The sequence below is a fragment of the Pseudomonas sp. R28(2017) genome (genome assembly GCF_002112505.1).
Taxonomy (GTDB): domain Bacteria; phylum Pseudomonadota; class Gammaproteobacteria; order Pseudomonadales; family Pseudomonadaceae; genus Aquipseudomonas.
In genome coordinates this window covers 123344-146342 of the sequence record NZ_NEHW01000002.1, presented here as the reverse complement: position 1 = coordinate 146342, position 22999 = coordinate 123344, and the positions used below count along the sequence as shown (strand labels likewise).

The following is a 22999-nucleotide window of genomic DNA, read 5'->3' as shown; positions in this document are numbered from 1 at the left end:
GCACACCGGCCACGTCACGGTGGCGTGGGCACGGGAGCCTCCTTGCCGATGGCCATGCATCTGCGTGCACTGGGCTCATGGGCATCCCACAAGCATGGCACTTGTGGCGCCGGGGGGTTGCATGCGAGCGACCAGGCGCATCCTGAAACCGACCTGCGGGTTTGTGCCGGTTTTGCTGGCCTGGTCGCAGCCAAAACCGCGAAGAACCCCTTCAGCCGATCACCACATGGGGCAAGAACCGCGAACTGTCCTTGGTAATCAACGAATCATCCTCGCGGATGCCAATCCCCGAAGCCCTGCCCCCCACCACCCACGACCCGATCAGGGTATAGCTGTCGGCAAACTTCGGCAGTGGCGCAAACGCCTGCAGGATGTACGGCGCATCATCGTATGGCCCGTCTTCGAAAACCCGCTCCCCCTCGGCTGTGCGGATATCCACATTGGCCCCTTCCCGCGAGAAATACGGCTTGCGTACCCAGCCCTTGGGCACCGCTGACTGCGGGCTGTGGTCGACAAAGGCTGGCAACAGGTTCGGATGGCCTTCATGCCACTCCCAGAGCAACGGCAGAATGCCTTTGTTGGAAATCAACGCCTTCCAGGGGGGTTCGACGAACTGCGTGTCGCAACCTGCAATCGCCTGGCCGAACTCCTCGTGGAAGATGTGCTCCCAGGCATGCAGCTTGAACAGCCGCGTAATCGCCCGCCCCTGCAGGTCGACAAAGCGCCCCTCGCTGTTCAGGCCGATGTCCTCCAGGTCGATATGCCGGGTGCGGATACCGGCGTGCTCGGCCATCTTGCGCAGGAAGTCGGTGGTGCCGCGGTCCTCCAGCGAACCGGAGATGGTCGAAAAATGGAACTCGCCATGCCCCGGCATCGCTGCAAATGCCTGCACCAGGTCCTCGGCCAGGGTATTGAACTGACTGGCATCGGCGGGCAGAACGCCGCGCTGGATCTGCTCCTCCAGCCAGATCAGCTGAAACGCCGCCGCTTCGTAGAGCGAGGTGGGCGTGTCGTAGTTGGCCTCGATCAACTTTGCCGGGCCGTTGCCGTCGTAGCTGAAGTCGAAGCGCCCGTAGAGGTGGGCCTGCCCCTCTTGCCAAGAGCGGCGCACCAGATCGAAGAAGGCTGGCGGGATCGCCAGGCGCGCCATCAGGGCCTCGCTTTCGACGATGCGCCCGACCGCATCCAGGCACATCGCGTGCAGCTCCGTGGTCGGGCCGTGCAGGTCATGCACCACCTGGGCCTCGCTGAACTGGTAGTAGCCACGTTCGTCCCAGTAACGCTCACCGTCGATGGTGTGAAAGGCAAAGCCCTCGCGCAGGGCTGTCGTGCGCCAGTCGGGGCGCTCCGCCAGTTCGACCTTGCGCATGCCTACCCCCCGAAGAAACTGCCGGACCTGCCGCCCCAACCGCTGCGCGCAGTGGCCTGGCCACCGAAGCCACCGCGCGTGACCGAGGCCGAGCTCGCCGAACGCGACTCGTTGCGGCTCGAGCCGCCGTAGCTACCGCCACCCCCGCCTCCCCCGCCGCCACTCGAAGCGCTGCTGCTCTCTTCGTCCTGCCTCACCCGCTGAATACCGCCGCCTGCGGCACCGTAGCGCTGGCCAAGCAGACCGTGGCGCTGGCCTGCACCGTCGCGGTAGGCATACAAGGGTTGCGCGTTGTAATGACGGCCGGCGCTGTTGCCCATCTGCGCAAGCAGCATGCCGGCGACTGCGGCGGTGGCCACATGGCCATAGCCACCGCCCTGGGCATAACCCGCGTCGAGCTGAGACTGCGTGACCTCAGCGCTGGTCTGCAGTTCGAAGCCACTCATGCGCGGCATGTAGCGGCCACCAACGGTGATCTGGCAACCGTCCGGGGTAAACTGCGCCTCGCACTCCGCCTGGGTGAAAAACGTCGGTGCATTGCGCTGGTAATCCGCCAGCGCCCGCTTGAAGGCATCGTTGCAGGCGGGTTCCGGCACCTGGTCGGCAACGCAGGCCGCCACGCTGTCGTAATTGCTCTGCTGGGTGACCGTGTACAGCTCTTCCTGCGGGCCACAAGCGGTCAGCGCTAGCGGCAGCGAGCCGGCCAGCACCAGCTTGACGGAGCTGCGTCGAATAGGGGGCTTCATAAGGGCTCCTTGCACTTCAGGCCGCCGGGGTCATGCAGGCCGAGTTGAGGAAGCCCACGCTGATTGCCACGCTGGCGGCGTATATGGCCGCAGCCAGTTCGCCTTTGACGATACGCCTGGACAGGTCGCGCAGCACCAGGCTGGTGAGGCCGAAGGCGAGCAACTGCACCACGGCCGCGATCACCACCCAGGCAACGAAATCGAGAATGCTGACGCTGTAGGCGATAATGTTGCTGGCCGGCAGCGAGAACCCGATCAGCGAGCCACCCAGGGCGATGGCGGCCGCCGGATTGTTTTCGCGGATCAGCGAAAACTCGCGGTGGGGCGTAATGCGCGTATAGATGAACTGGAACAGCCAGAACAGCAGCAGCGCCACACTGATATAGAGGATGAAACCGGTCACTGCCGATGCATTGAGTGACAGGCGAAGCGCGTCGAGCATGGTGAGTCCTTGTCAGGTTACGTTGAAGTCCGTGGGGAACAGGGTGACGCCCAGCGAGGTGGTGAAGGTGAGCGCGCCGTGCTCATCTTCTTCGAGGGAAAACAGCAGGAATTCGCGACGGTCGAGCAGGCCCGTGCCGCGGGCATAAAGCATCGACAGGTGCTGGACGCCATAGCGGGCCTGCGGGTTGACCACCTGCTCGTGGAACTGGACCAGTTCAGCCTGGCCTTGGGCCTGGCCCCATTGGCGGGAATAGAGGCAGCCCTCATGGGTATAGATCGGCAGGCCGACCTTGGACAGGCAGCCGACCAGGCTCTGCCGGTGCGCCTCGTCGCGCACGGCGATAGCGCTGTGGTAGCCGAACAGCACGGTATCGCCCGGCTGGCTGCCGTGCATCAGCACTTGCAGCCAGTAATCTTCGTTGTCCAGGTAGTAACGCAACAGGCGTACTGACTGGCCGAGGTCGACCTCACCGCAGGCCCACACCGTTTCCGGGCCGGGCAGCTTGAGTTCAGAGTAACCGTCGAGCAATGGTTCGAGCGTTCGGGCAGGTGTGAAGGTACTGCCGTTGCGCAGGCCGAAAGGCGGGCTGGCCCGATTGAAAAGCGACATCAACTACTCCCTGGGGTCGCGGCGTTCCTTGCTGGGGGCGACACCTTAACGGGTTTCACCGCCAGGGCCAACACTGACGGTGTGAGCATTCTTGTCGCTGGAAATGTGATGTTACTACCAGCCTCATCGCCGGCTTGCCGGCGACGTCCGCCAGAGTAGGAAGCAGGTCAGGCGACAGCCTGCTGCTCTGCCGTCTCTGCCTCCAGCGCCCTCACCAATGGCAACACCTGTTCGCCGAAGTACGCCACCTCCTCCTGGAAATGCAGGAACCCGGACAGAATCAGGTCCACCCCCACCGCCTTCAATGCCACGATGCGCTCGGCAATCTGCCGTGGCGTGCCGATCAGGTTGGTCTTGAATCCGTCGTTGTACTGCACCAGGTCCTCGAAGCTGGACTTGGCCCAGTTGCCCTCGCCTTCCGGGCTGGCGGAGCCTGCATGTTTCACTTCATGCCCGAAAGCCCGCACCGCCTCGGGGTTGGCCTTGTCGATGATCTCCTGCAACACCGCCCGGGCCTGTTCCTCGGTATCGCGAGCGATGATGAAGGCATTGACCCCGATCTTCACCGAATGCCCATTGGCAGCGGCCTTGGCGCGGATGTCGTCGACCTGCGCCTTGATCCCTTCAACCGTATTGCCGTTGGTGAAGTACCAGTCCGACACCCGCGCCGCCATGTCCCGCGCCGCCCGCGAACTGCCGCCCTGGAAGATTTCCGGGTGCGGCTGCTGCAGCGGCTTGGGCTTGAGGTTGTAGTTGCGAAAGCGATAGAAGTCGCCGTTGAAGGTGAAGTTGTCTTCGGTCCAGATGCCCTTCAGCGCCCGGATGAATTCTTCGGAGCGGCGATAGCGTTCGTCATGGTCCAGCCACGGCTCACCAATGGCATGGAATTCGCCCTTGAACCAGCCCGAGACCACGTTGATGGCGACACGGCCATTAGTGAACTGGTCGATGCTCGCCAGCTGCTTGGCCGCCAGCGCCGGGTTCCACGGGCCCGGCAGAATGGCGGCAATGACCTTGAGCTTCTCGGTGGCTGCCAGCAGCGCATGGCTGATGGTGACCGATTCGTGCTGATTGTCGGCACCGTAGCCGGCCGTGAAGCGGATCTGCGAGAGGGCGTAGTCGAAACCGGCCCGCTCGGCGATCTGCGCCAGCTTGCGGTTGTAGCCGATGTCCCAGCTGGTGCGCTGCTCGATGGTGCTGACCACCAGGCCACCACTGACGTTGGGGACCCAGTAGGCGAATTTGATCGGTTGCTGGCTCATGGGGGGCTCCTTGGCAGGACTTGAGAAAGTCCAGGGAACGGAGCAGCAACCGTGCCAGGGCAGAAAGTGCTTCAAGTTCAACGAGATGACGAAAAGGTTTGGGAGAGTTGCCTGCCTCCAGCAAGGCAAGCTGCTGAAACACTGTCCGCCAGCCAACATCTACACCGCTAGCCGAGCCAAATGCTGCAAGGTATGGATTACCTTTTGATCTCTCACCTCCAGTACATCCGCTTGAATCCGCGCGATGACCGACTTGAGTAACTCGGTCTGATTCATGTGGGTCTGCTGCTGCAGTGCCATGAAGTCTTCTGCCATATACGGGTTAACCTTCATCGACAGACGCCGGGTCGAAGTGGAAGGCGCCAACCCACGTTCGCGCCAATGCTGCTCCAGACTCTGGATGAAAGCTTCATGCGCAGGCTGCAACTGGTCACTCTGGTGGCTCTGCACCAACAGCTGGAAGTAGTGGGCGAGAAACAGCTTGCGCAGATTTGCCCCAGCCTCGCAACTGACCGCATGCATGGCAGCATCCAGCACATCGAGGTAAACGGCGGGCAAACGCGCTTCGATGGATTTCAGTTGTTGCTTGCGGGCCTCCCGAATGGCAGGCGTTGACTGCGGGGGAATGGCCACTACGGTATCGCACTGGTTGCATACGCCCACAAGAATATCCTTGGCGACACCCTGGCCATCACTGAACGGTACGTCCCGGCGGGCGTAGTGGGTTTGCACCACTGCCTGGCAATGCTCACAAAGTGCCTTGCCGGCCTCCCCTTCGAACAGGATCTTCATGATCGGGTTACTCATTGGTGAACACTGATGAACCAGGTGTCTGGCTCGATGAATTAGAACTTGATGTACCACCCCAGCCGCTTGATCACATGGACTTCGATAGCGGCGACGCTGTGGTGAGGGCTGCTGCTGTAGTGCGCCCCCTTGCAGGAACGGATGATGTCGGCAACCTCACTGGCAGAAACGGCCCCTGATGCCAGCAGGTTTTTCACTTCGATATCACCACGGGAAACATGCAGATAGTTGCCTGATTCAAGAGCAGCAATCACTGCCCGCCTGGCCTTCCTGAAGCCAATTTCCATCGCTCATCCCTGCCAATACGAAAATCATCGTACAAAACCCGGATCGATACCACCCTCAGGTAATCCGAAGCGACCAACGGCACCTCGGCCAAGCAGTGAAGTGAATCCGGAATACCGGATGAACTATGGGCGCTTTGATCGAGCGACGGCGCGCTGCAATGTAACCGTCGCTTTCACGGTTATGCACAATATGTCGAAGCCGCTATCACGTTGCTTCAGTGGTTCTTGAGCAGCCCCAAGTGCGCATCGTCCATCAACGCCTTGGCCATCTCGCACAGGTAATGCGAGGCCCAGACCAGCGCGGGTTCGTCGTCCATCACACCAATGAAAGAGGCGCGGCGCGAGCAGTCCATCAGTACCGAGGCCTGCGCCATGGCGTGGTCGCAGCAGTTGCCGGGTTCTACGCGGAACAGGCGTTTGCCTTTGGCCACGCCTTCCAGGCAGGTGGCCGAGCCGACGGTGACGCCAAGCTTGCTGGTTGCTTCGGAAAATTCCTTGTCCATTCACAATCCTCTTTATTTGCTGGGGCTGATGGCCTCTTCGCGGGTGAACCCGCTCCCACAACTACTCTGTCGGACCTGAGCCTTGCGGAGAATTCAGACCTTGCGCGATCCCTGTGGGAGCGGGTTTACCCGCAAATGCGATGGCCCAGGCACCACATCTATCCGAGCCATCGGCCGAATGGGCCAGCGCCTCAATGCAGCGTGTGCACCTGCCGAGGCCGCTTCAACTGCACCTGCGCAATCGCCGACTCCAGCAACGTGCGCACGGCCTCCATCTCATGAATCATCGACAGGGTCATGACGGTGGCAGGTGACTTCGGCAGCGTGGTGACGGCCTGCTGAGCCACGGCCAGGCCGCAGAGCAGGTATTCGGTGGCCTCGACCAGGGTGTCTTCGAGGTAGTGGGATGCATCGGGAGTAAAGGGTGGGTCGGGAACTATTTTGAGCATGGTTTATATCTCAAGGCGTTGTGAGAGAAGACCACTGCCCATCACTTGCAGAGAAATGGGTGGCGGCTGCATACGGGCCTGCAAGACCGGAGCCTCGAGAAAACCCGGCTGACCATAAGGTCACCCGCACGCAGCCACCATTGAACACGGTGAGCATGTATTTTCTGAGGCATCGACGGGCTTGCAGACCCGGCCGTTGAATTTGCAACGGCACTGCCAGCCTAGGGAGCTCAGTTTCCCACCGCAATGCCCCAAAGACTGATTCAGACGCGTCCTACAAGCCAGAGGAAAAATCTGTTTCTTGATTTGTAGGAACCACCCCACCGTAATGATTTGTTAAGACTTTTTAGATAATTCGTTAACGCAATTTTCACGTTCCGCCCTCTAGCGTCTCAGCCTTTCCGGCATCCCCCTTTTTGGGCTGCCGCCATGGTTCTACGAGGCACACGTGGCAAACACCGCATCCCCATCCGCGCCCAAGCGCGTGGACTGGGCCGGCCTGGGCTGGCTCCTGCTGTTCTTCTGGTACTTCTCCGGCGTCACCCAGGCCCTTCTGCTGTTCAGTGGCACCACCGGTTTCGCCGGTTTCCGCGACGCCCTGTTCCTCAGCACCCTGTGGCTCGTCCCGGTGCTGCTGCTGCCACGCCTCACCCGCACCCTCGCCGCCGTCATCGGCGTGGTGTTGTGGGCGGCTTCGCTAGTGGGTTTAAGCTACTTCGGCATCTACCATCAGGAGTTCTCGCAAAGCGTCATCTTCGTGATGTTCGAGTCGAACACCGCCGAAGCGGGCGAGTATTTCAGCCAGTACTTCAGCATTGGCCTGATGCTCGGCCTGGTGGCATACACCGTGGGCGCGGTACTGCTGTGGACTCGCATCCGCCCGGTCACCCTCAGCCTGCGCAGCCGTGTCCCGGTGGCGGTGCTGTTGCTGCTCGCCAACCTGGTGCTGCCGTTCTACAAGCAGATGGTCACCCAGGAACGCAACTTCGCCGATGCGGCAGAAAAGGTGCAGCAACGCATGGAACCTGCCGTGCCCTGGCAACTGGTGGTCGGCTACCGCCAGTACCTGCAACAGCTGAACAACATGCAGAACCTGCTGGCCCAGAACGCCGCCCTGCCCCCCCTGCAGAACCTCCAGGACAGCAGCGGCGAAGCCCCGCGCACCCTGGTGCTGGTGCTCGGTGAGTCGACCACCCGCGAGCACATGCACCTGTACGGCTACAACCGCGACACCACCCCCAACCTGGACGCCCTGGCCGCCGCCGACAAGAGCCTGACCGTGTTCCAGAACGTGGTCACCCCGCGCCCCTACACCATCGAGGTGATGCAGCAGATTCTGACGTTCGGCGACGAAGAACACCCCGACCGCTTCCTCACCCAGCCGTCGCTGATGAACCTGATGAAACAGGCGGGCTACAAGACCTTCTGGATCACCAACCAGCAGACCATGACCAAGCGCAACACCATGCTCACCACCTTCTCGCAGCAGACGGACGAGCAGGTGTACCTGAACAACCAGCGCAACCAGAACGCCAGCCAGTACGACGAAGTGGTGCTGCCACCGTTCGAGAAGGCCCTGAAGGACCCGGCGCCTAAGAAGTTCATCATCGTCCACCTGCTGGGCACGCACATGGACTACCGCTACCGGTACCCGGATGCCTACCAGCACTTCACCGACCGCAAGGGTGCGCCGGCCGCGCTGACCGATGACCAGGTGAAAACCTACAACTTCTACGACAACGCCGTGCGCTACAACGACTTCGTGGTTTCGAGCCTGATCAAGCAGTACTCGGCGTCCACGCCCAACGGCTTCCTGCTGTACCTGTCCGACCATGGCGAAGACGTGTACAGCTCCGGCAACCACGACCGCCTGGGCCGCAACGAAGGTGCACCGACCCGGCCGATGTACACCGTACCGTTCCTGCTGTGGACTTCACCCAGCTGGCAGGCCGAGCACCCACGGGACCTGCAGTCGATGGCCAACCGCTCCTACAGCAGCTCGCACCTGATTCACACGCTGTCGGACCTGGCAGGCTTGAGTTACGACAAGTACGAACCGGCCAAGAGCCTGGTGAACGCACAGTTTGCCGCGGCACCTCGCTGGATCGGCGACCCGTACCGCAAGGATGGGCTGCATGAGTTCGACCTGTTGCCGCAGGATAAGGCGGAGCAGGTTCAACAGACGGCGGCCAACGACCAGAAGTAGCTCGCGGACGGATACAAACGTCTGAAAGCCGATGGCGATATCTCTGATCGCGCCATCGGCTTTTTTGCTTGTCGGCCGCTGTGCAACGCACGCAAGCGGCTTTAATTGAAGTTGAAACAGCGCCTGAACGCACGGCGGGGACACACATCATGGGCGAACTCGAAACACTCAACCGCTCCCTCTTCCTGCTGATCAACGGCGGCGGTGATACGCCGCAGTGGCTGGTCCTGCTCGCCATCGGCATTGCCAAGGGTCTGATCTTTCTCCTACCCGTGTTGATGCTGGGGTTCTGGCTGTGAGGCACCGTGGGGGACGCAGGCTGCTACTCAAGGCGACCTTGATTACGGTGATTGCGCTGGTCGTCAATCAGGTCATCTGGGCGGCTTGGCCGCACCCACGGCCGTTCATGATCGGGCTGGGGCATAACTGGATGTTGCATGCGTCGGATTCGTCATTTCCTATCGATCATATAACCGTGTTTGCCTGCATGGGCTTGACCTTGCTGCTGGATGGTTTTTCTGGGTGGGGAGTGGTCATTTTGTTGACCGGTTTGAGCGTGGCCTGGGCGCGGATGTTTCTGGGGGTGCACTTTCCGCTCGATATGGTGGGATCGGTGATTGTTTCGTTCTTCGTATATTTAGGGTTCTCTCCAATCTGGCGACGTATCGGTCGGCCAGTCACTGACTCGGCGGAACGGTGCTACCGCAGCCTGATGGCGGTGCCGATCAAAGCGGGCTGGCTGCGGGGCTGAGGCAAACCGACATTGCGTCGCCATCCTGGCAGTGGGCAGGCACGCGCCAGCCACTCTTGGTAAACTAGGGCAACTTTTCCTGAAGGCCGATCCGCGAGGTCACTGACCGCGCCATCGGCCTTTTTCCTTGTTCCGATCATGCCCCAGACCCCAATGTCCCCAGAACAGACCACGAACCCAAGCACCACAAGGCCTGAGCCGTCCCGCCGCTTCAGCGTGGCCCCATGATGGATTGGCGCCACTTTTCTTGAAGGTCATGCCTTTTAAGGGATACAGGAGAGGCTAAGATCTCAAGTACCAATTTTGTACCATCGAAGCAATAGCCAAAACCAATTCACCTGCAGACGAAAAGCACTAAAGAGAGCTCTCCGGGGGCTCTTTTCCAGTCCAGTACGATCGGTAGGCCGACACTGTCACGACGTCCCCGGCTCGCAAATCACCGCTGAACCCACCAGCCCCCCCTTCTACCGCCATCAGATACTGCTTATGAACAGCAGACACGTCGATTCGCTCAACGAGGGGCAGCGGCTTCCCATTAAGGGCAGCGCCCCGAACTACCGCACTGTGACCGAACTGGAAAGACCCCATCTCGATCCGTTGCGAAGCGCTGTGCTCCTTGGTGGGTATACGCAATGCTACGCCCGCCTTCCCCATGGCAGTCCATAACGAAAGCTGCTCTCCAGACTCAATCCGCTGCAGCAAATCTGTACCGCTGGCATTCAAAGGGTATATCTGCGCGCCTGCCAGTGAGAACCCATGCAGATCCTGCACCGCTCTCACCGTTGTCTGAATGGTCGTTCCGTTCCCCTGAAAGACATAAGCTACAGAAACCCTCGCCATCACTTGTCTGTCTTCGGTTGGGCTGAGAACGTCGTAAACCTCGTCGACCGAAACCTTGCTCACTGCTTGGAAATCTTCCACCAACGACTGAAGCTTGTCGGAGCGAACAGATATTGAAACCCGTCGCACAGACGGATAGATCTGGGTCCTGCTCTGCCCCTTGGAAGAGAGTTTTGAGCCCACCCCAGCCTCGGTCAGGTCTCCATCAATTACGGTTTTGAATTTCCAGCCCCCTGACGCCCCCTGTTCACTGGATATAAATGTTGCTATGCCCTTTTCGAGAGACACGACCCTAAACGCTACGCCCTCTTGATCCGTCCACTCACTGCCGATGTGCACCGCTGAGCTGACCGGCAAAGCCACACCGAAAAAGGCACCATGGTTAGCGCCTATATAGGTACCATTAAATTTAAGCGGAACAGCCTCGTCGCGCTCGGCCGAAACGAGAAATCCGCGGGAGAACGGTAATTGACCGTTCGTAGGAACTATCCGAGCCCCACCGTAGTTGACCACTTCATTGCCTAAGGTCGAGTCCTTTAGATCGACCTTTCTCACAAGGTAACGGTTGGTGCCAAATGAAGAGCGGATGAAAACTGAGTCGCCAATCATGGACGCCTCAGTTTCGTTTTCAGCTAAGACGCTCGTCGATCCTAACAGCGCTATAACTCCACAGATCAACAGCTTCATTCTTTCCTCTTGGAACTGTACATATAGATCAATATTTGAAGGAGGCTAGCAAAACGAGGCTGTCCTGGTACCTCCCGCAATGGTTGTGTGCGGACAATACGCGATGGTGTCACTTACGCCAACCTTACGCAGCCTTGCGCTGCCAGCCATGGGCGCACAATCTGCGCAATAAACCTTTTCGGCCCGTGTACGCGCCTTGCATGGATGATGGCAATCTGATACATTCCCGCAATTTTTTTCGCACCGCCCAATTCAGGCTCATAAGGGATGGCCAGAGTGACCAAACGAAGTAACCTATTTGTCATCGCAGTTGCCGGGCTGGCGATTGCACTGGTCGTCGCCTTAGGTGAGTGGCGATTGAACAAAAAAAACATATGGGACGAACTGGCACAAGACGCGCCAGAGAAACCAGAGCTTGCTGCGGACTTCTTGAGAGCAGAGATAGCTGGCTTCAGTGACTCCCAGCTATCAAATTTAGCCCGATCGATCATTGAAACAAGAGACATTGGGTTTTCCCAGAAGCTGACAAACGCTTTCATTTACTCCGGCAAAGACAAAGAAAGCAAAAAACTAGCTGTTCTTATCGCGGAGCAGGGATTTATTATTAAAAATGATCTAATCCTAGCCAACCGCGCAGCCCTCGAATATAAGATGGGGCGGTTCATACAAAAGAATCATGAGAAAGCAACGACAATCCTGACAAGCCCAGTACTTGCACAAGTGCCCATCTCTAAGTTCTATCTAGCAGAAATCCTCTTGGACGACAGCAACCCAAATAGAGATCCAGTTGCAGCCAGACAACTACTTAACGAGTCAGCTGCCTCAGGAATAGAAGCGGCAAAGATAAAGCTTGGGGAACTGATGTGAGCGCCTTGAAGTACAGACCAGACATTGATGGACTCCGAACCATTGCCGTTCTTGGAGTTATCCTTTTCCACCTGAGCTTGCCATTTATACCGGGCGGCTTCGTTGGCGTTGACGTATTCTTTGTTATATCAGGATTCTTAATCACCGGCCTTATACGTGATGCGATAGAAAGAGAAAAATTTAGCTTCGCTAATTTCTACATCAGACGCGTAAGACGACTTATTCCTGCGGCAGCCTGCACGATCATCGTTTCGTTCATCGTCTCGTTCCTGCTTCTCTCTGGTGAGCATTTCAAGAGCTCTGCCGCTTCTTCAGTGGCTGCGCTCTTCTCGGCCTCCAACATATGGTTCTGGCTTGAGAGCGGGTACTTTGATTCATCTGCGCTGACCAAGCCCCTGCTGCATACCTGGACGCTTAGCGTTGAGGAACAGTTCTACATGGTGTGGCCGGCAGCTCTGGTGTTTCTGCTATCAGCGCGCAGCCGCTGGGTTGCTCCCGCGATGCTGTTCATCTCGGGCTGCATCAGCCTCTACTTCGCTTGGGCCTGGATCCGTCTCGATCCAACGTCTCCGTTCTTCCTCATGCCATTCCGGATCTATGAGTTTGCGATTGGAGCATTGCTGGTGTGGGCGCCGGCGAACCGCCTGCCCAACCAAGTGAATGAGATCCTACTCGCGGCCGGGCTTGGGGTGATCGCGTGGTGCATGGCGACATTCACCGAGAATACGCCTTTCCCCTCATATACAGCCCTTTTTCCCTGTGCTGCGGCTGCCTTGGTCATCTACTCGGGCGGTGCCAAGCGACTTGGGTGGCTGCTGAGAAACCGGGCAATGACGTGGGTTGGCGAGCGCTCATACTCCCTCTACCTGACACACTGGCCTGTCATCGTCTTCTACAACTACTACATCTTCACCCAGCCAAGCGCCTTGGACATTGTCTTGATGGGTGTAATTACCTTGGCGACTGCCCAGGCCCAGTATCGCTACATTGAGGTACCACCGCGCGTGCGAGGTGGCGCTAGCCCTACAGTGAGCAACAAGCGGTTTGCTGTATACCTTGCGGCGCCAGCAAGCTTGCTGGTGGCTTTCGGCGTGGCGGTTTACTCGCAGAACGGATGGGAATGGCGTATCGCCTCTGACAAGCAGGCGTCGTCGGAGGTAACCCAGGCAATCGATCTGCGCCGCGATGACTGGCACAACTCGCTCATATCGACTTACGCAAATTCCCAGGATGTCGGATCGAGAAATCAAGATGCTAAGACCGCGCTTATTATCGGTGACAGCCACGCCGCACACATTCGTGGAGCGTTCGACTACATCGGCAAAAAGCACAATATCAAGGTGACGCTCTGGTACTACGTAGGGTGCAACCCACTGTTCGGTACGACGCACATCTTTGCAGCGCCCGATCCGCGCGAGGAAGGTTGCCGGATACAAAACAATGCTTGGGAGAACCACCTAAAGACGACCAAGTATGACTACGTGATCATTTCCTCACGATGGGCGTGGGCCGTAGAACCGAGCCAATACGGCCCATATAAAGTGCCACAGCAATACATTGTGGACACCGCTAACCCAGTGAAATCTATCGAAGCCTCCAGAAAGGTCTTCGCGGAAAAACTAGGTAGCACGGTAGACGCGGCGCTGAAGAGCGCCGGGCAAGTGATTGTGTTTGCACAGTCGCCGAACATTGGAAAGTCACTTGACGGTTGCGACAACGTTCCAAGGTACATCCTTAACGAGCGCCAAATAATTGAGCGGTGTAAGTCTTTGGACAAGGCAACCATTCTGCAGCGACAGGAATTTACCAACAACGTGGTCCGAAGCGTCGCTTCCACTAGGGAGAGAGTGCACGCCGTCATCCCCACGGAATTCTTCTGCGGCGATGAGCAAGAGAATTGCGTAACGTCAGTCGACGGATATCGTCTGTTCCAAGACGAAACCCACTTTACTGTGGAAGGCGCAAAGTATCTTGCGATCAAATGGGAGAAGACTGCAACATTCCCCTTTGGCAAGCTCGTCTCTGACAACTAGTTCTCCATTAGGGCGGTGTTACAAAACGGCCGCCCTATCATCATCAGGTCAAGAGTCCTTGTACTCTTCAAGGGCGGCTTGATGCGAGGTTGTATAGTCACAGTTATGCGGCGCGGATGGTCGAGCCGGCCTATGAGGCGCAGCTGCGATCCATCCGGCTATTTCAGGCAGCCCAACGGGCTCAGAACAAGCCACCCAATGATGCCGGTTCCCAGTTCGTGATCACCAGTTCGCCGGTCACCTCCGCCTTGCACTGCCGCTGGTTCATGTTGCTGTAGCGGATATCTAGGCACTCGAAGTTGAAGCCTGCGAAAGCGCGCCGGATGTTTGGGTGGTCATTGATGCTGACCATCACCTTGCCCTTGCACCGGCGCATGAAGTCGGCCATGCGTTCGTACTCCTCAAACGGGAAGTCCACGCCGTAGCCGGCGGTCTGCCAGTAAGGCGGGTCCATGTAGAAGAAGGTATGCGCTCGATCATAACGCTCGGCGCAGGCGAGCCAGGACAGGTTTTCGACATAGGTGCCAGCGAGACGCTGCCACGCGGCAGACAGGTTTTCCTCAATGCGCAGCAAGTTTATGGCCGGCCCAGTGGTGGCGGTACCAAACGTCTGCCCCGTGACCTTGCCGCCGAACGCGTGCTGCTGCAGGTAGAAGAACCGGGCAGCGCGCTGAATATCGGTCAGGGTTTCGGGGCGTGTCATTTTCTGCCACTCGAAAATCTGGCGAGAGCTGAGCGCCCACTTGAACTGGCGCACGAACTCTTCCAGGTGGTTCTGCACAACGCGGTAGAGGGTGACCAGGTCACCGTTGAGATCATTCAGCACCTCCACCGGGGCGGGCTGGGGACGCATGAAGAACAACGCGGCGCCGCCAGCGAAGACTTCGACATAACATTCATGAGGGGGAAAGAGAGGGATCAAGCGGTCGGCCAGGCGGCGTTTGCCACCCATCCAGGGGATGATTGGAGAGGTCATAAGTATGCAAGTCTTTACTGTATGGATAAACAGGTGCTAGGCTCGCCGCGCTTTGTGCACAAGGCAGGGGCCACGGCTGGACTTGCAGGAAGGGTCTGCGGGTTCGGTGGGCCGGGCTGGATGTTGACGCATCCGTCCCGGCTCGCCTCTTTACTACTGGGTGACTGCGCGGACGTAGGCCTGACAGGCCTGCAGCGCGATCAGCCCCCGGTCGCCTTCGTCGGTGATGGCGACAATTCGTTGAGCATGCGCAGAATCAAGTTGGGCGTGTAAGGCTCCATGTACCATGCCTCCGGCGCTGGCGGCTTCTCGCAACCCACCGTCACAACCCTGGGCGGCAAAGGTTCCGGCATCGACCATGACTGACAGCCGCAGATCAGCAGTAGCAAGCCGGTCACGCAGACGAGCCTGAGCTTGTTGAGCATCGTTCATTTCCTTCCAGTGCGTTTTGGTCTGATCCTGCAGGCGAGCCTCCAGGGCGCGATGTGCATCCTGCTGCTCTGCCAGTTGATTGAGCGCCGCTGCGGCGGCCTCTTCGCGCTCAAGGCCGTACACGCGATCCATCTCCGCCAGCTGTTTGCCGTAGTCATCGGCCTGGACAGCGAGCTGCTTCTCATAGGTGTTGGCCTGCCATACCCAAGCTGCCCGGGCGCCGACCGCACACGCGAGCACCAGGGCCGCCAGGGCGATCAGGCGAGTGACCCAGCTGCTCACTGCAGCACCTCAAGCGCCCGGGCATAGATCTCTTGGCGCTCCTTCAAACCGTTGAGGCCACCGTTGATGCGCTTGGTGAGCTTCTCGAACACGGTGTCACCTGGGTGGACGATCTTGTCCGCCAAGCCATTCAACCCTTCCTTCTGCCAGAACCAGCCGGCGGACATCGCGGCATAAACCGGCTGCTCGAGCAGTTCAGGGGTGTTGAGCAGCCGGCTGTCGCCGAACAAGGCCTCACTGCAGGCCTCGTAGTTGTAGCGTCCGGTCACTTGAATAAGCCCACGGCCCCGGTACAGCTGGCCGTCGCCATCTGCCTCGGCCGTGTTACCCAAGCGCTGCGCCAGGCTGCCGGTGTCGTACTTCGACAGGTACTTGTCATTGCCGAGCTCGCGCACGTACTGCAACTGGCCCGACTCATGCCCGACCTGGGCAAGAAACGCGGCCATGCGCAGGCGCGAGATGATGGCGTATTTGCCCATGGTCGCGTTCAGGCCGGGAACAAAAACGCCGGCTTTGCGGCCGGCGTTCGGAAGGATCTGCTGCAACTGTTTTTCGCTGATAGGCATAGGTTTCTCCAGTGATCGTGGGTTAGGTCGGGGATACTTCCACCGTGCGTAGTGGCTTGTCCGCTTTCTTCTTCTTGCCTTTGGCCTTCGCCTTGCCCTTCTTGCCGCCGTTGCATTCCACAGTGGTCGACCAGCCGGCGGCGCTGAAGACCTGCTCTACGCTGTCAACCAGGTACTCGCCGTCGAGCCCATTCTTGAAGCCTTGAGCGTTGATGGTTCGTTCGGCGAACAAATCAGTGCGACCGACCATTTCCAGGCGCACCCCAGCAGTGCTGCGGTTGAATGCGGCAAGGCGAGCCTTGGCGGCCTGCTGGGCAGCGGTCTTGTCGGGATAAATGTGCCGGTCGGTGTGCACCCCCGGCAGGCCATCCGGGGCGTCGTCGTTGTCCAGCTGGACCACCACCAACTTGCCGGTCTTTTTGTCCTGGTGCTGCGTCTTCACAGCCTTCTGCGTATTGCGGTCGCCCAGGCGGAACGAGTAGCGGCTCACATCCGAGCGGCTGATGGTGACAATGGCCAGCGCCTTGCCGCTCGCGCTCTGGCCACCCTGGCGCGGGAGCACCAACAACTTGCCGCTGGCCACCTTCGCCGTGCAGTCATATTGCTTGGCCAGACGAGTGATGAAGTTGAAGTCGGACTCGTCGCGCTGGTCGACACGGGGCACCTTCGTCTCCACCGTGCACCCTGGCTCCCAGCCATTGCGAGCGGCCACGTCGCTGACGATCTTGGCCAAGGACACGTCCTCCCAGCTGCCGCTGCGCGTGGTCTTGCCGCTACTTCGCATGTCGCTGGCTTTCCCGCGCAGCGTGATGGTGTCCGGCGGGCCGGTGACCTCGATCTCGTCCACGGTATAACTACCCAACCGCGCCAAGGCCTGCCCGGCGTAGCCCAGGAAGATCTCAACCTTGGCGCCGCGAGACGGCAGCGTGACAGCCTGATCGCGGTCATCGATCTGCAGTTCAAAGTCATCCGAGTCCATGCCGGGCTTGTCCGAGGTGCGCAACAACAGCAAGCGGTCGTTGATCAACGCAGTGATGTCCTTGCCATCTGCGACGATCTGATATGTCGGTTTCATGGGGTTGCTCCAGATATGAAAAACCCCGCCGGAGCGGGGTTTGTGATGCCTAACGCGGGATCAATCCCATAACGTGACCTCCTCGACCTCGGACACTGGCAGATCGGGCAACTTGATCAGCACTCCAGCGCGGTATGGCTGAGGTTCCTCGGCCAGCCCTTGGTTGGCCTGCAACACCGCCTCCACGGTGCCAACCAGCGAGCCGTAGTAGGCATGGCACAACGTGTCGAGCAGGTCACCGTCAGACGTTCTGCAGGTCATTGCCATAGCTGACAAACTCCAGGTTAAAGCCCTGCTTGCGAGGGATGCCGCCGGCCAACAGCGCCCCCTGTTCCTCATCCACACTCAGCAAGCACCAGGTACCCAGCACCTCGCCGTACCCGGTGGTCAGGGTCAGCGGCTGCAGGCGCCGACCAATGCTGCGCAACTCACCCAGTTGGCCGATGCCCCCCTTGTGCAGCGGGAAAATGGCGCCTTTGATCGTCAGCTTATCCTCGCCCTGCCCTACAGCCTGCTGGGCAATCGAACGCGTCAAGCGCTCCTGCCCCGCCCAGCGGAACGCCGTCTTGCGCGTCAGCTCGTCGAAAGCGGCGGTGTTGAGGTTGAAGTAGTACGGCTGCAGCTTCGGGTCCAAGGGCTGGATGATCAGCAGGTGTGAGAAAGGCGTCATGTGTCGGCTGACCGGCCGGGTGTGGTCGATCAGGCGCTTGGCCTGGACGTCGACAGAGGCCGTCAGCGCAAGCGCTCCCACTGGCAATGTGCCGAGTAAGTAGTCTTCTTGCAGCGCGCGGGCCTGCAGCACTTCGGCCTTGGTCTGCTCGATGGCACTGTCCCAGACCTCGGCCAGAGGGGGCGACTGTCGGCAATTGATGCCGCTCAAGGATCCTTAAGGCGGCCAAAAAGTGGCATGGACTCCTTGATGGCCACGTGCTAGCTTTTTTACCGCTTAGCTTGTACCAGAATCGAAACGCAATTCTGATCTCTATAAAGGGAATTTCATGGACAAAATTTGTGGTGTCGAGCTTAAGGGTTCTGAAGCAATTATTGTGCTGTTGAAAAAAAATGGCGCTGATTATGAGCATCTTGATATTGAGCCTCGCAAAATAAAACTCGGCGACGATGAGTCGAGCCGACACGTAAAATCGTTTTTTGAAACGTTTCAAAACTTTGCCAGAGAGCATAATATTGGCATGGCAGTTATTAAGAAGCGTGCGCAAAAAGGGCAAATGGCAGGAGGTGCAATTTCTTTCAAGATGGAGGCACTCATTCAACTGAACGGAATTGCCGAGGTTAGTTTTGAAACTGGCCAAGGTATTGCTGCCGCCGAAAAAAAGGTTCCGTTCAGACTGCCCCCGAACCTTAAGAAATACCAAGAAGACTCATTTAAGTCTGCCTCGCTATACATTCGGAAGTTGAATGCATGAGCGAAATATTGATCTCCAATGTCAGCGCCCCTCCAAACATAAAAGCGCAGCTCAACGCTTTAAGTAAGGATATAAAATTTACGAGGGAAATAACCAAGGGTGGAAACGGCTATCTTTTTTTCGGTGAAAATAGGATTCTAAAAAACGAGGTCGCAGTTAAATTCTACTACTGGGGAGGTGATGCAAAATACCATGCAGAACCCAGCACCTTAGCTGCAATTGAGGCGCCTAATATTCTTCAAGTAAAAAATGCTGGTCTACTCGATGGGGAATGGGCGTATTTCGTGACTCCTCGCTGTCCAAATGGTGATCTCGATGATGTGCTTGAAAAAACCGAGCACGGCAATCTTCAGGCCGTTGAGCGCACCAGCCAAATATTGTGTGGCGTAACGAATTTGCACCAACGGCGCTATCTACACAGAGATCTGAAACCGTCTAATATCTACGTCGGCGAGGACGGAAGATCAATAATCGGTGACTTTGGGTCGATCAAGTACATACCAGAAGATCTTAACGCAATACCCGCATCTAGCCATGCGGTGCTCTATAGGCCGCCTGAATCGATTGATGCGAACTCCTATGGGTTTGGAGGGGATATATACCAGTGCGGGATCATCCTCTACCAGTTATTGGGAGGTTATTTGCCTTATGAGGAAATGGCGTGGCTGAGTAAGGCTGAAAAGCTCGAGCACAATCGCCAAGAATCCAGGGCCGATAAATCAATTTATATTGACTCCTGCATTCAAGGCAAAATCAAAAAAGGAAAAATCGTAAATATCGCCTCACTTCCCTCTTGGGTGCCTGACAATCTAAAAAGAGCAATAAGGAAGGCTACCCATATAGATCCCGCAAAGAGGTATCTGTCAGCCTCCGCTTTCCATGCGCATCTCAATAATATTAAGTCAGAAATTCCTGACTGGTCAGTAGTCGCAGGACAGCCAACGCTTGGGGGCAACATTTCGTTTAGGATCTGCAATGATGATGGGAGCCTTTATGTCCAGAAGTCGAAGAACGGGGGAGACTGGAGGCGAGACAACTCAATCGTAGGCGAGAGCATTTCCGAGATTGTTAAGAAAATTGAAGCAAAAATTTGACTCATTAATGAACAACGTCAGAAAAATTTCCAATTTTGGCCGTTAGCTTCCATCCAAGATAGGCAGCTATGGGTGGATACCGGTCAGACGCGAATGATCGCTATCGACCCGTAGCTGACGGTCGACATGAGCGCGCTCAGTTATACGGCATCTTGCCACCCCGACCATACATTGCATCACGCTCTTGATCTTGCTGCTTGCGCAAAAGCGGATGATAAACATCGGATCGTGGGTAGGGTTTCAAGATCGTCGTGATCAGCATCATGATGACCGTTGGTGCAAGGCAAAGGTAGAACGGCACCTCATGACCATCGGCTAGCCATAGGAGCAGCGTCTGAGTACCGGAAGCGTAGCCTGCCCAAGCATCTGCGATCATTAACAACGCCAGACCGCACATCAATGTTCCTGCTTGCTGATGGTCGCTAAACCTGCGTACCCAAGATGGATTTTTCTCTCGGTAGATGGACATCAGGAAATCATCTCGTGTTCGCAACGCTTCGGTGTGCAGGTAATGGAGTGACACCTCGTTGGGACGTGCAGTATGCTCGCTGAAAGCGTTGATGAGCCAGCTGGGAGAATACTGGATGACGATCACTCTCAGGAGTCTATAGAAGAATGGAATGATCAAGGATACGGTGAGGCAGAATCCTGCGGCAGCGATGAGCAGGGCACCCACGCTTCCCCAGATCTGCGCACTATTATAAGTGACAGATAACAAGTTTCTATGGAGAAACCAGGCCAGTATCGCATCAGCGTACAGCGCTACGTAAACGAGCTGGATTCCCCACTTGAACTCCCACGCTTTTTCGATAAAACCGATTGAGATAGCATCTGCAGCATTGACCTTGCCATTGCTATTAGTTTCGTCTGTCATGCAATTCCTTTTTTCTTGTCTGAAGTGCGGGTGTGTATAGAGTGAATCGACCTTCGTTACGTGGACACCTCGAACAGCTACAAAGGTTCGGTAGCAGCCCTTCAATACCGGCAGCTTTCGCACCAAAGCGTATGCCTACCACGAGTAGGCGCTGATAGCGGTAGCATCGTTACCCACCCGCCTACTCAGCCCGGGCGCCGAGTTTAACCGGTGCCTGAATGATCTGATCCAGCCACTTCCAACCTTTATACCCATCCCATCGCCCACGCAAATGGGTATAACGCCGCAGCGAGTTCCAGTCACGGTGACCGGATACGCTTGAGACCCTCGGTATGTCCCAGTCCATTTCAAACAACCGACTCACCCCTTCGTGACGCAAGTCGTGGAAATGAAGATCCTCTATCCCTTTCATCTTGCATGCCTTTAACCAGGCCGTGCCGATTGAATCCGTGTTGGACGGGAATATCTCGCGACACTTGGGGCATGCTCTGCACGATGATCCACGCCTCATCCGGCAAGTAACACCAGACATCGTTGCCGATCTTCTGACCTGGGTTTTTCATGTCCCGCACCTTCACTGTCTGCCGGTGCTCATCCAAATCTTCCCACCGTATGCGTGTGATCTCGTCCATTCGACGGGTCGAAAAAATCGCGAACGCTACTACTTTGGGCATGTGGATGACGCTCGGAAGCCGCTGCAACATTTCGAAGAAGTGCTCCATCACCTTATCGATCTCATCCAGCGTAGGACGCCGATCCCGCTCTCGGCTCTTCAGGTTATAGCCGAACTTCTTCAGCACGAGGCGTGCATCTGGCATTGCTTGCGCGTCAATCTCATACCCCACGCCGCCCTGGCCAGGGACAGCACCGACCCCAGGTGCGCCAGGTCATTGCCGGCCGTCTGCGGTTTAATTCCTCCACCTTAAGGACTCATGCGCCACAGCGCGTAGTCCACCAGCACCTGCTGGGTGAGGTCAGCATCCACGTGTGCCCTACCCTGCTCGCCCGCTCAATCGCACCAGGCTCTGCCAACTCGGTTCTCGTCGCTTCGTCCAGGCCACCGAGGCCTGTTTGCGGGCGAACGTCTGGCTCTCTTGGTAGACTGTCACCTTGTCGCGGTTGATGCGGATCTGAGCTGTGTAGCTGATGGTTCCGTCGGCCTTCTTGCGGGGTTTGATAGCTGCCAAGAGAATTGGTACACGTCCTGATTCGATTGGTACATTGCACCAAGCGCTTGGTAAAAACGCCCCACCCCCCAAAAAAATCGGTACAGAACACGTTGAACGAAATCACTGCAAAATCAGGCGCAAAGCCAGAAACCACGCGCCCTGAGCCGTCCCGCCGCTTCAGCGTTGCGCCGATGATGGATTGGACAGACCGCCACTGCCGCTTCTTCCTGCGCCTGCTCTCCAAGCACACCCTGCTCTACACCGAAATGGTCACCACCGGCGCCCTGCTGCACAACGACGCCCACCGTTTCCTGCGCCACGACGTCTCCGAGCACCCGCTCGCCCTGCAGCTGGGCGGTAGCGTGCCGGCCGACCTGGCCGCCTGCGCCAAGCTGGCCGAGGAAGCCGGCTACGACGAGGTCAACCTCAACGTCGGCTGCCCGAGCGACCGGGTGCAGAACAACATGATCGGCGCCTGCCTGATGGCCCACCCGGCGCTGGTGGGCGATTGCGTGAAGGCCATGCAGGATGCGGTATCCACCCCGGTGACGGTGAAGCACCGCATCGGCATCAACGGCCGCGACAGCTATGCCGAGCTGTGCGACTTCGTCGGCCAGGTGCGTGAGGCCGGGTGCCGGAGCTTTACCGTGCATGCGCGGATCGCGATTCTGGAAGGGCTGTCGCCGAAGGAGAACCGCGAGGTTCCACCGCTGCGCTATGACGTGGCGGCGCAGTTGAAGGCGGACTTCCCGGACCTGGAGATCGTGCTCAATGGCGGGATCAAGACCTTGGCCGAGTGCCAGGGGCACCTTCAGACCTTCGATGGGGTGATGTTGGGGCGTGAGGCGTACCACAACCCTTACCTGCTGGCCGAGGTGGATCAGCAGCTGTTTGGCAGCCAGGCGCCTGTTGTGAGCCGGAGCGAGGCGCTGGAGCAACTGCGGCCTTATATCGTGGCGCACATGGAAAGCGGGGGCGCGATGCATCACATCACCCGGCATATTCTGGGGCTGGGCCAAGGGTTCCCGGGGGCGCGGAGGTTCCGGCAGTTGCTGTCGGCGGATATTCACAAGGCGGCGGAGCCGCTGAAGGTGTTCGATCAGGCAGCGGAGTTGATGCAGGGGCGGTGAAGTTGATTCCAGCCGGAACCGAGCCGAACCTCAAGACAACGCAATAGCTGTGGGAGCGGGATTGCCCGCGAGGCCGACACCATGGTGCATGGCACGGGCTTCGCCCGTGTTCGCGG

Annotated in this window: 25 protein-coding genes and 1 pseudogene; 8 read left to right on the top strand and 18 right to left on the bottom strand. The window is 58.1% G+C overall.

Annotation, left to right across the window (positions count from 1 at the left end; all coding sequences use genetic code 11):
- Positions 1 to 211 precede the first annotated feature (211 nt).
- The 9 genes from CAF78_RS03440 to CAF78_RS03400 form a co-directional block, all read right to left on the bottom strand.
- Positions 212 to 1369 (bottom strand): glutathionylspermidine synthase family protein, encoded by a 1158-nt coding sequence (locus tag CAF78_RS03440; protein WP_085674737.1) that lies wholly within the window; start codon positions 1367 to 1369, stop codon positions 212 to 214.
- A gap of 2 nt (positions 1370 to 1371) precedes the next feature.
- Positions 1372 to 2115, bottom strand: coding sequence for a DUF1190 domain-containing protein (locus CAF78_RS03435; protein ID WP_085674739.1), 744 nt, complete (start codon positions 2113 to 2115; stop codon positions 1372 to 1374).
- A 16-nt stretch (positions 2116 to 2131) separates the two neighbouring features.
- Positions 2132 to 2557, bottom strand: a complete 426-nt coding sequence (locus CAF78_RS03430) for a DUF350 domain-containing protein (protein ID WP_027919591.1) — start codon at positions 2555 to 2557, stop codon at positions 2132 to 2134.
- Positions 2558 to 2569: 12 nt separating this feature from the next.
- Positions 2570 to 3169, bottom strand: a complete 600-nt coding sequence (locus tag CAF78_RS03425) for a DUF2491 family protein (protein WP_085674741.1) — start codon at positions 3167 to 3169, stop codon at positions 2570 to 2572.
- A 167-nt stretch (positions 3170 to 3336) separates the two neighbouring features.
- Positions 3337 to 4431, bottom strand: coding sequence for a dimethylsulfone monooxygenase SfnG (sfnG, locus tag CAF78_RS03420; RefSeq protein WP_085674743.1), 1095 nt, complete (start codon positions 4429 to 4431; stop codon positions 3337 to 3339).
- Positions 4432 to 4590: 159 nt separating this feature from the next.
- Entirely contained in the window at positions 4591 to 5223 is a 633-nt protein-coding gene (locus CAF78_RS03415) for a hypothetical protein (RefSeq protein ID WP_085674745.1), read from the bottom strand.
- Between the two features lie 53 nt (positions 5224 to 5276).
- Positions 5277 to 5525 carry a hypothetical protein gene (locus tag CAF78_RS03410; protein WP_085674747.1) on the bottom strand — a complete coding sequence of 83 codons (249 nt, stop codon included), beginning with the start codon at positions 5523 to 5525 and terminating at the stop codon, positions 5277 to 5279.
- A gap of 215 nt (positions 5526 to 5740) precedes the next feature.
- Complete coding sequence (locus CAF78_RS03405; protein ID WP_085674748.1) at positions 5741 to 6028, bottom strand: DUF3077 domain-containing protein; 288 nt, start codon at positions 6026 to 6028, stop codon at positions 5741 to 5743.
- A gap of 191 nt (positions 6029 to 6219) precedes the next feature.
- Positions 6220 to 6477 (bottom strand): hypothetical protein, encoded by a 258-nt coding sequence (locus tag CAF78_RS03400; RefSeq protein WP_060508026.1) that lies wholly within the window; start codon positions 6475 to 6477, stop codon positions 6220 to 6222.
- Positions 6478 to 6925: 448 nt separating this feature from the next.
- On the opposite strand from CAF78_RS03400, the gene CAF78_RS03395 reads away from it, so the two are divergent.
- The 3 genes from CAF78_RS03395 to CAF78_RS03390 all read left to right on the top strand — a co-directional run bounded on the left by CAF78_RS03395 (position 6926) and on the right by CAF78_RS03390 (position 9434).
- Entirely contained in the window at positions 6926 to 8683 is a 1758-nt protein-coding gene (locus tag CAF78_RS03395; RefSeq protein WP_085674750.1) for a phosphoethanolamine transferase CptA, read from the top strand.
- A gap of 149 nt (positions 8684 to 8832) precedes the next feature.
- Positions 8833 to 8982 (top strand): hypothetical protein, encoded by a 150-nt coding sequence (locus tag CAF78_RS28635; protein WP_218189737.1) that lies wholly within the window; start codon positions 8833 to 8835, stop codon positions 8980 to 8982.
- A 38-nt stretch (positions 8983 to 9020) separates the two neighbouring features.
- A complete protein-coding gene (locus CAF78_RS03390) occupies positions 9021 to 9434 on the top strand; it encodes a phosphatase PAP2 family protein (protein WP_218189736.1) in 414 nt (137 codons plus the stop codon).
- Positions 9435 to 9788: 354 nt separating this feature from the next.
- On the opposite strand, the gene CAF78_RS03385 is transcribed toward CAF78_RS03390, so the two are convergent.
- The gene (locus CAF78_RS03385; protein ID WP_085674752.1) at positions 9789 to 10961 is read right to left on the bottom strand and encodes a hypothetical protein; all 1173 of its coding nucleotides are present in this window, start codon (positions 10959 to 10961) and stop codon (positions 9789 to 9791) included.
- Positions 10962 to 11237: 276 nt separating this feature from the next.
- Between CAF78_RS03385 and CAF78_RS03380 the strand changes: the two genes are divergently transcribed.
- Positions 11238 to 11828 (top strand): hypothetical protein, encoded by a 591-nt coding sequence (locus tag CAF78_RS03380; RefSeq protein WP_143515009.1) that lies wholly within the window; start codon positions 11238 to 11240, stop codon positions 11826 to 11828.
- Positions 11825 to 13861, top strand: a complete 2037-nt coding sequence (locus CAF78_RS03375; RefSeq protein WP_085674756.1) for an acyltransferase family protein — start codon at positions 11825 to 11827, stop codon at positions 13859 to 13861. Before CAF78_RS03380 ends, CAF78_RS03375 begins: the two co-directional genes overlap by 4 nt.
- A 181-nt stretch (positions 13862 to 14042) precedes the next feature.
- Here the strand turns inward: CAF78_RS03375 and CAF78_RS03370 are convergent, their stop codons facing one another.
- From CAF78_RS03370 to CAF78_RS03345, 6 genes are all read right to left on the bottom strand, one after another.
- On the bottom strand, positions 14043 to 14837 hold the full coding sequence (locus CAF78_RS03370; protein ID WP_085674758.1) for a DNA adenine methylase: 795 nt from the start codon (positions 14835 to 14837) through the stop codon (positions 14043 to 14045).
- 153 nt (positions 14838 to 14990) lie between these two features.
- Complete coding sequence (locus tag CAF78_RS03365; protein WP_085674760.1) at positions 14991 to 15551, bottom strand: lysis system i-spanin subunit Rz; 561 nt, start codon at positions 15549 to 15551, stop codon at positions 14991 to 14993.
- On the bottom strand, positions 15548 to 16117 hold the full coding sequence (locus CAF78_RS03360) for a glycoside hydrolase family 19 protein (RefSeq protein ID WP_085674762.1): 570 nt from the start codon (positions 16115 to 16117) through the stop codon (positions 15548 to 15550). The genes CAF78_RS03365 and CAF78_RS03360 overlap by 4 nt, the downstream gene beginning before the upstream one ends.
- A gap of 22 nt (positions 16118 to 16139) precedes the next feature.
- Positions 16140 to 17192: a phage late control D family protein gene (locus tag CAF78_RS03355; RefSeq protein ID WP_085674764.1), complete on the bottom strand. Its 1053-nt coding sequence runs from the start codon at positions 17190 to 17192 to the stop codon at positions 16140 to 16142.
- Between the two features lie 60 nt (positions 17193 to 17252).
- Positions 17253 to 17459 carry a tail protein X gene (locus CAF78_RS03350; RefSeq protein ID WP_085674766.1) on the bottom strand — a complete coding sequence of 69 codons (207 nt, stop codon included), beginning with the start codon at positions 17457 to 17459 and terminating at the stop codon, positions 17253 to 17255.
- A complete protein-coding gene (locus CAF78_RS03345) occupies positions 17434 to 18072 on the bottom strand; it encodes a terminase gpA endonuclease subunit (RefSeq protein WP_143515008.1) in 639 nt (212 codons plus the stop codon). The genes CAF78_RS03350 and CAF78_RS03345 overlap by 26 nt, the downstream gene beginning before the upstream one ends.
- 118 nt (positions 18073 to 18190) lie before the next feature.
- Here CAF78_RS03345 and CAF78_RS03340 point away from each other — a divergent pair, with 118 nt between their 5' ends.
- Positions 18191 to 18616, top strand: coding sequence for a DUF3010 family protein (locus CAF78_RS03340; protein WP_085674768.1), 426 nt, complete (start codon positions 18191 to 18193; stop codon positions 18614 to 18616).
- The gene (locus CAF78_RS03335; protein WP_085674770.1) at positions 18613 to 19710 is read left to right on the top strand and encodes a protein kinase; all 1098 of its coding nucleotides are present in this window, start codon (positions 18613 to 18615) and stop codon (positions 19708 to 19710) included. The genes CAF78_RS03340 and CAF78_RS03335 overlap by 4 nt, the downstream gene beginning before the upstream one ends.
- A 136-nt stretch (positions 19711 to 19846) precedes the next feature.
- On the opposite strand, the gene CAF78_RS03330 is transcribed toward CAF78_RS03335, so the two are convergent.
- Both CAF78_RS03330 and CAF78_RS03325 read right to left on the bottom strand, forming a co-directional pair.
- Positions 19847 to 20584: a hypothetical protein gene (locus CAF78_RS03330; RefSeq protein WP_085674772.1), complete on the bottom strand. Its 738-nt coding sequence runs from the start codon at positions 20582 to 20584 to the stop codon at positions 19847 to 19849.
- Positions 20585 to 20765: 181 nt separating this feature from the next.
- Positions 20766 to 21771: pseudogene (locus tag CAF78_RS03325) on the bottom strand (site-specific integrase).
- Positions 21772 to 21872: 101 nt separating this feature from the next.
- Here CAF78_RS03325 and dusA point away from each other — a divergent pair.
- Positions 21873 to 22883, top strand: a complete 1011-nt coding sequence (dusA, locus tag CAF78_RS03320; protein WP_085674931.1) for a tRNA dihydrouridine(20/20a) synthase DusA — start codon at positions 21873 to 21875, stop codon at positions 22881 to 22883.
- Positions 22884 to 22999 lie beyond the last annotated feature (116 nt).

Bases quoted from the DNA above. Each gene is read 5' to 3' on its own strand.
- CAF78_RS03335 (WP_085674770.1), top strand. From the start codon at position 18,613: ATGAGCGAAATATTGATCTCCAATGTCAGCGCCCCTCCAAACATAAAA.
- CAF78_RS03405 (WP_085674748.1), bottom strand. From the start codon at position 6,028: ATGGACAAGGAATTTTCCGAAGCAACCAGCAAGCTTGGCGTCACCGTC.
- CAF78_RS03360 (WP_085674762.1), bottom strand. From the start codon at position 16,117: ATGCCTATCAGCGAAAAACAGTTGCAGCAGATCCTTCCGAACGCCGGC.
- CAF78_RS03440 (WP_085674737.1), bottom strand. From the start codon at position 1,369: ATGCGCAAGGTCGAACTGGCGGAGCGCCCCGACTGGCGCACGACAGCC.
- CAF78_RS28635 (WP_218189737.1), top strand. From the start codon at position 8,833: ATGGGCGAACTCGAAACACTCAACCGCTCCCTCTTCCTGCTGATCAAC.
- CAF78_RS03385 (WP_085674752.1), bottom strand. From the start codon at position 10,961: ATGAAGCTGTTGATCTGTGGAGTTATAGCGCTGTTAGGATCGACGAGC.
- CAF78_RS03350 (WP_085674766.1), bottom strand. From the start codon at position 17,459: ATGGCAATGACCTGCAGAACGTCTGACGGTGACCTGCTCGACACGTTG.
- CAF78_RS03340 (WP_085674768.1), top strand. From the start codon at position 18,191: ATGGACAAAATTTGTGGTGTCGAGCTTAAGGGTTCTGAAGCAATTATT.
- sfnG (WP_085674743.1), bottom strand. From the start codon at position 4,431: ATGAGCCAGCAACCGATCAAATTCGCCTACTGGGTCCCCAACGTCAGT.
- CAF78_RS03355 (WP_085674764.1), bottom strand. From the start codon at position 17,192: ATGAAACCGACATATCAGATCGTCGCAGATGGCAAGGACATCACTGCG.
- CAF78_RS03400 (WP_060508026.1), bottom strand. From the start codon at position 6,477: ATGCTCAAAATAGTTCCCGACCCACCCTTTACTCCCGATGCATCCCAC.
- CAF78_RS03430 (WP_027919591.1), bottom strand. From the start codon at position 2,557: ATGCTCGACGCGCTTCGCCTGTCACTCAATGCATCGGCAGTGACCGGT.
- CAF78_RS03435 (WP_085674739.1), bottom strand. From the start codon at position 2,115: ATGAAGCCCCCTATTCGACGCAGCTCCGTCAAGCTGGTGCTGGCCGGC.
- CAF78_RS03370 (WP_085674758.1), bottom strand. From the start codon at position 14,837: ATGACCTCTCCAATCATCCCCTGGATGGGTGGCAAACGCCGCCTGGCC.
- CAF78_RS03425 (WP_085674741.1), bottom strand. From the start codon at position 3,169: ATGTCGCTTTTCAATCGGGCCAGCCCGCCTTTCGGCCTGCGCAACGGC.
- CAF78_RS03330 (WP_085674772.1), bottom strand. From the start codon at position 20,584: ATGACAGACGAAACTAATAGCAATGGCAAGGTCAATGCTGCAGATGCT.
- CAF78_RS03415 (WP_085674745.1), bottom strand. From the start codon at position 5,223: ATGAAGATCCTGTTCGAAGGGGAGGCCGGCAAGGCACTTTGTGAGCAT.
- CAF78_RS03410 (WP_085674747.1), bottom strand. From the start codon at position 5,525: ATGGAAATTGGCTTCAGGAAGGCCAGGCGGGCAGTGATTGCTGCTCTT.